Source organism: Prauserella sp. PE36, from assembly GCF_003311655.1.
Classification (GTDB): Bacteria; Actinomycetota; Actinomycetes; order Mycobacteriales; family Pseudonocardiaceae; genus Prauserella_A; species Prauserella_A endophytica.
Window position 1 is genome coordinate 183,207 of record NZ_QEQT01000037.1, and the last position, 6,000, is coordinate 189,206.

General features: G+C 70.8%; 5 protein-coding genes. 4 read left to right on the forward strand and 1 reads right to left on the reverse strand.

Going from position 1 to position 6,000, the window contains the following annotated elements; genetic code table 11:
• Positions 1-165 precede the first annotated feature (165 nt).
• Positions 166-1,647 carry a helix-turn-helix domain-containing protein gene (locus DI005_RS06140; protein ID WP_228713727.1) on the reverse strand — a complete coding sequence of 494 codons (1,482 nt, stop codon included), beginning with the start codon at positions 1,645-1,647 and terminating at the stop codon, positions 166-168.
• Positions 1,648-1,767: 120 nt separating this feature from the next.
• Between DI005_RS06140 and DI005_RS06145 the strand changes: the two genes are divergently transcribed.
• From DI005_RS06145 to DI005_RS06165, 4 genes are all read left to right on the forward strand, one after another.
• Positions 1,768-2,781 (forward strand): amidohydrolase family protein, encoded by a 1,014-nt coding sequence (locus tag DI005_RS06145; protein ID WP_113641478.1) that lies wholly within the window; start codon positions 1,768-1,770, stop codon positions 2,779-2,781.
• Positions 2,781-3,524 carry an iron-sulfur cluster assembly protein gene (locus DI005_RS06150; protein WP_113641479.1) on the forward strand — a complete coding sequence of 248 codons (744 nt, stop codon included), beginning with the start codon at positions 2,781-2,783 and terminating at the stop codon, positions 3,522-3,524. The genes DI005_RS06145 and DI005_RS06150 overlap by 1 nt, the downstream gene beginning before the upstream one ends.
• The gene (locus DI005_RS06155) at positions 3,521-4,546 is read left to right on the forward strand and encodes an NAD(P)-dependent alcohol dehydrogenase (RefSeq protein ID WP_112269204.1); all 1,026 of its coding nucleotides are present in this window, start codon (positions 3,521-3,523) and stop codon (positions 4,544-4,546) included. Before DI005_RS06150 ends, DI005_RS06155 begins: the two co-directional genes overlap by 4 nt.
• A gap of 261 nt (positions 4,547-4,807) precedes the next feature.
• On the forward strand, positions 4,808-5,998 hold the full coding sequence (locus tag DI005_RS06165) for a fumarylacetoacetate hydrolase family protein (protein WP_113641480.1): 1,191 nt from the start codon (positions 4,808-4,810) through the stop codon (positions 5,996-5,998).
• The last annotated feature ends 2 nt before the right edge of the window (positions 5,999-6,000 follow it).

Here is a 6,000-nt window from a genome sequence, read left to right on the forward strand (position 1 = left end):
CACGTCCTTTCCCGCCACGGCACCGCCCCTCTCGGGCCAACCCTAGCCCCCGGCACCGACAGGCGTGACGTGCCCGCGCTCCCGCTGGAACCCCGTCCGCAGTGAAGGCCACCTTGCCTGCGTTGAACGCAGTGATGGTGGCCTTCACTGCGGTTCGGCCTCGAGCTAGGAGCGGCCCGGCAGTTTGATGCCGTACTGCGCCATCTTGCGGTAGACGGTGGCGCGCCCCATACCGAGCCGCTGCGCCGCCTGGGCGACGGTGGTGCCGGGCTCGGTGAGGCACCGCACGAGCTCGTCGCGTTCCAGCGCCTGAAGCCTGCTCAGCGGGCGGCTCGCCCCGGCGAACACCTCGGCGGGCAGGTGCTGGACGTCGATGACCTCGGCCCGGGTGGCCGCCTCGCGCACCACCTGACGCAGCTGCCTGACGTTGCCGGGCCACTCGTAGCCCTTCAGCGCGCGGGCGGCCGAGGGCGTGAACGTGACCGCGCGGTGCCGGTCGGTCAGGGCGAAGTGGTGGGCCAGCGCGAGCACGTCGTCGGGCCGGCCGCGCAGCGGCGGCACCTCGACCACCGCGTCCACCAGCGGCGTCAGTGGCTCGGGAAGGGCGTCGAACGACTCGGCCGTCAGCGCGAACGGCTGCAGCCCCTCACGTGTGCGGACCGACGTGAAGATCCGGGCCAGCTCCGTGGCCGCCCACGCGGGCAGCGTGTCGACTCCGGACACGATCACGCACGTGTCGTCCTTCTCCAGCTCGGGGGTCCACAGCGTCAGCCACGCCTCGACGTCCTCCGGCGCCGGCGTGCGGGCGCTCAGCACTCGTTCCCTCGCGCGCAGCTCACGCCGGGCCAGTGACACCAAGGCCGTCTTGCCCGCGCCTGGCTCACCCGTCACCGCCACGACCTTGCCCCGCTCCAGCGCGGCGCGGGCCTGCCCGACCGCGCCGGTCCAGCAGGGCGACAGCGGCTCGTCCCGGTGCTGCAGCCGGTCGGCGTACACGCGGAAGACCTCGCCCCTCGGGGTCGGCCGCACCTTGCGGCCCGACCCCCTGGCCAGCATCAGCGCCGCCGTGTTGCCCGCGGCGGCCTGGGCGAGTGCCAGCAGCAACTCCGACGACGAGTCCGACCAGGTCGTGAGGTTGACGCTGCCGGCGAGCCCGCCCGTGTGCGGATCGGGCACGGGCACGGCCGCGCAGGTGTAGCCGCGCAGGCCCGTGCAGAAGTGCTCCTCGGCTCGCACCAGTGACGGAGCGCGATCGGCGAGTGCCAGCCCGAGGCCGTTGGTGCCCGCGTTGCGCTCGGCGAAGTAGAAGCCGGGGGCCAGGTGAACGCCGTCGAGCGAGCGGTTGATGGCGGAGTCGTTGCACAGCCTCGCCAGCACCAGGCCGTCACCGTCAGTGATCATCAGGCTGATCGGTTCGTTCGCGAGCGTGGTCTGCAGGCCCCGCAGCACCTCGGTGCCGCACTCGTAGAGCAGCGAGCCGGTGTCGACCGAACCGGTGAACACGGGACGCATCTCGTCCTCCGTGAGGCCGTACCGCTCGCTGCGCAGCCAGGACGCGCGCAGGCGCGGCGCCACGGCGACCGACTTCTCCACATCGACCTCCCTGGACGCGACGTTGCGACCACGGCAACGGTACTGGCCCGTCACGCGACCTCCACCATGCGCGATGTCTCAAACTGAGACAAGTGGGTGGTCCCCGGCGAGCGCCGGTGTGCCTAGCGTCCCTGCCGAACGTGTCAAGGCTGCCACGGACCTGGAGGAACGCACATGTACAGCAAGGACGGCGAGCACTACTTCATTGTGGACGCCCACATCGCGCTGTGGGACGCGCGGCCGGAGAACCAGCTCAACATCCACGGCAAGCAGTTCATCGACTGCTTCTACGACTACCACCGCAACCTGAGCCCGGAGTCGGAGCAGTGGACCTACGAGGAGTACCTCTACCAGGGCGGCGAGCGCCTGATGAAGGACCTCTTCACCGACGGTTACGTAGACCACGCGATCTTCCAGCCCGCCCACCTGGGTGCGTTTTACCGCAACGGTTTCGGGCAGACCGAGGAGGCCTTCGCGCTCGCGCGGCGGCATCCCGACAAGCTCACCTACAACCACTGCTGGGACCCCCGGCACGAGCAGGCCGGGCTCGACCAGCTCCGGCGCGACGCCGAGCGGTTCGGGCTCAAAGGCGTGAAGCTCTACACCGCCGAATGGCAGGGCGACTCGCGCGGCTACAAGCTCGACGACCCGTGGTCGTACCGGTACCTGGAAGCCTGTCAGGAGCTGGGGATCCGCAACATCCACATCCACAAGGGACCGACGATCCGGCCGCTCGACCGGGACGCCTTCGACGTCGCCGACATCGACAAGGTCGCCACCGACTTCACCGGCCTCAACTTCGTCGTGGAGCACTGCGGCCTGCCCCGGCTGGAGGACTTCTGCTGGATCGCCACGCAGGAACCGAACGTGCACGCCGGACTCGCGGTAGCGATGCCGTTCATCCACACCAGGCCCCGGTACTTCGCGCAGATCATCGGCGAGCTGCTCTACTGGCTCGACGAGAACCGGATCCAGTTCTCCAGCGACTACGCGCTGTGGACGCCGCGGTGGCTGGTCGAGGCGTTCGTGGACTTCCAGATCCCCGACGACATGACCGAGTACGCGCCGCTGACCGTGGCGCAGAAGAAGAAGATCCTCGGCCTGAACGCGGCGGCGATGTACGACCTCCCGGTTCCCGAGCAACTGCGGTTGCCGCGTGAGGAGCCGCAGGCCGTGGCGGTGGCGTGATGGTCACCGAGGAGGAAGCCTTTGCCGCCCTGCACACGGTGGTCGACCCCGAGCTGGACGAGCCCATCACCGATCTCGGGTTCGTGCGTTCGCTGGACGTGGACGGCCCGAACGTGACCGTCCACCTGCGACTGCCGACGTCGTTCTGCGCGCCCAACTTCGCCTACCTGATGGCCTCCGATGCCAAGGACGCCCTGACTGCCTTGCCCGGTGTTGACAAGGCGGAGGTGTGGCTCGACGACCACCACGACTCGGAGGTGATCAACCGGGGCCTCGCCGAGGACGCCGGATACCGCGGCACGTTCGGCGCCGAGGCCGAGCACGACCTCGACGAGCTGCGGCTGACGTTTCGCCGCAAGGCCCACACAGCCGCGATGGAACGTGCGTTGACGCAGCTGCTCAGGGCGGACCCTCGGCTGTCCGAAGAGGACCTCCACGACGTCACCATCGCCGATCTGCCCGAGGGGGCCCAGACCGAGGGGTTGTTGCGGCGGCGCGAAGCGCTCGGACTTGGCACCGGACCGGCGGAACCGGTGCTCGTCGACGACCACGGCGCGCCCTACCCGCGCGAGGAGGTGCCCCTGCGGCTGCGCTTCGCGCGCTCGATCCGGATCTCCATCGACGGCAACGCGCACTTCTGCCGGGGGCTGCTGCGCACCCGCTACCCCGGTTCCGGAGAAGACCAGGCGCCTCGCGCGCCCGAGCAGTTTTCCACCACCACGGTAAGGACGAAGGCATCATGAAGGCAGTACAGGTCGTCGGCTACGGCAGGAACCTCGAGCTGGCGGACGTTCCCGCCCCTGAGGTGACGGGCCCGCACGACGTCATCGTGAGGATCGGCGGTGCGGGCGTGTGCCGCACCGACATCCACATCCTCGAAGGCCAGTGGGCGGAGAAGTCCGGCGTGACCTTGCCCTACACGATCGGGCACGAGAACGCGGGCTGGGTGCACGCCGTCGGCAGCGCCGTCACCAACGTGGCGGAGGGCGACAAGGTGATCGTGCACCCGCTCATCACGTGCGGGCTCTGCCGGGCGTGCCGCGCCGGCGACGACGTCCACTGCGCACAGTCGGCGTTCCCCGGCATCGACACGAATGGCGGGTACGCCGAGTACCTCAAGACGTCCGCGCGCAGTGTCGTCCGGATCGACGACTCGCTGGAGCCCTCCGACGTGGCCGCGCTCGCCGACGCCGGGCTCACCGCCTACCACGCCGCCGCCAAGGCGGCGCGCACGCTGCGGCCGGGGGACCGGTGCGTGGTGATCGGCGCGGGCGGGCTCGGGCACATCGGCATCCAGGTGCTCAGGGCGATCACCGCGGCGGAGCTGATCGTGGTGGACCGCAACGCCGACGCCGTGAAGCTGGCCGTTTCGATCGGTGCCGACCACGGCGTGGTGGCCTCGGGCGGACAGGTGGACGAGGTGCTCGGGCTCACCGGTGGCGATGGCGCCGAGGTGGTGCTCGATTTCGTGGGCGAGGGCGGCGCGACCGGGGACGGCGTCGCGATGCTGCGCAGGGCGGGCGACTACCACGTGGTCGGGTACGGCGAGAACATCGACGTGCCGACCATCGACATCATCTCCACGGAGATCAACTTCATCGGCAACCTCGTGGGCTCCTACACCGACCTCTGCGAGCTGATGGTGCTCGCCGCGCAGGGCCGTGTCCGCCTGCACACCAGCAAGTACCCGCTCGAGAGGTTCCAGGACGCACTGGACGATCTCGACGCGGGCCGAATCCGCGGCCGCGCCATCCTGACCCCCTGACCCCCTGACGCAGCGCGAGTCGTGCGCTCGGGCCCGCGAGTCGTGCGCTGCGGGACGGGCACCTCGCGGTGCCGAACGCGGAACTCGCCGTCGGGAGCGGGGAACTCGCGGGCGGGAGCGGGGGACTCGCGGGCGGGAGCGGGGGACTCGCGGGCGGGAGGCTCGCCGCGCTCGATGGTTGAGCGTCCGGGTCTTGATCATCCGGTCCTGGCCGGACATGCTCGGTGCCGGAACCGCCCGAGCCGACCGGAAGCAGGTGCCATGGCCGCCACCTCGTTGCTTGAGCTGACCGCCGACGCGACGTTGCCCGCTGACGGGTTCGCCGGGCCCCTGCTCGGCCGGGCATGGAACCCGGCCGTCGCCGGGCCGTCGCCGGTCGCCGTCCGCGTCGACGGGGTGGTGGACGTGTCGGACCGGTTCGCGACTGTCGCCGACCTCGCGCAGGCCGGCGACCCCGCGCGGGCGCTCGCCGAGACCGACGGCGAGCGGCTCGGCGACGTGGACGAACTGCTCGCCAACACGGTCACCCGTCCCGGCGATCCGGCGCGAGCGCGGTTCCTCGCACCCGTCGACCTCCAGCCGGTGAAGGCCGCGGGCGTGACGTTCGCGATCTCGATGCTGGAACGGCTGATCGAGGAACGCGCGCTCGGAGACCCCGGCGCGGCGGCGGAGATCCGGCGGGAGATCGGCGAGCTCGTCGGCTCGGACTTCTCCCGGCTACGGCCCGGCTCCGCCGAGGCGGCCGAGCTCAAGCGGCTGCTCGTCGAGCGCGGGGAGTGGAGCCAGTACCTGGAGGTGGGGATCGGGCCGGACGCCGAGATCTTCACCAAGGCGCTGCCGCTGTCCTCGCTCGGCACCGGCGGCAGCGCCGGGGTGCTGCGCACGTCGGAGTGGAACAACCCGGAGCCCGAGATCGCGCTGCTCGTCGACTCGGCGGGCCGGATCGTCGGCGCCACCCTCGGCGACGACGTGAACCTGCGCGACTACGAGGGCCGCTCCGCGCTGCTGCTGCCGAAGGCGAAGGACAACAACGCCTCGTGCGTGCTGGGCCCGTTCGTCCGGCTCTTCGACGACACGTTCGGCCTCGACGACGTCCGCACCACCACGGTCACGCTGGAGGTGACGGGCCTGGACGGCTTCACGCTCACCGGTTCCTCGGCGCACAGCGAGATCAGCAGGGACCCGGCCGACCTGGTCGCCCAGCTGATCGGGCCGCAGCACCAGTACCCGGACGGCGTGGTGCTCATGCTCGGCACGATGTTCGCCCCAGTGGCCGACCGCGACGAGCCCGGCGGCGGGTTCACGCACAAGGAGGGCGACCTCGTGCACATCTCGGCGCCCCAGCTCGGCACGCTCACGCACGACGTCCGGTTCTGTGACGACTGTCCACCGTGGACCTACGGGGTCACGGCGCTGATGCGCAACCTCGCCGCGCGTGGCCTGCTCAGCTGAGC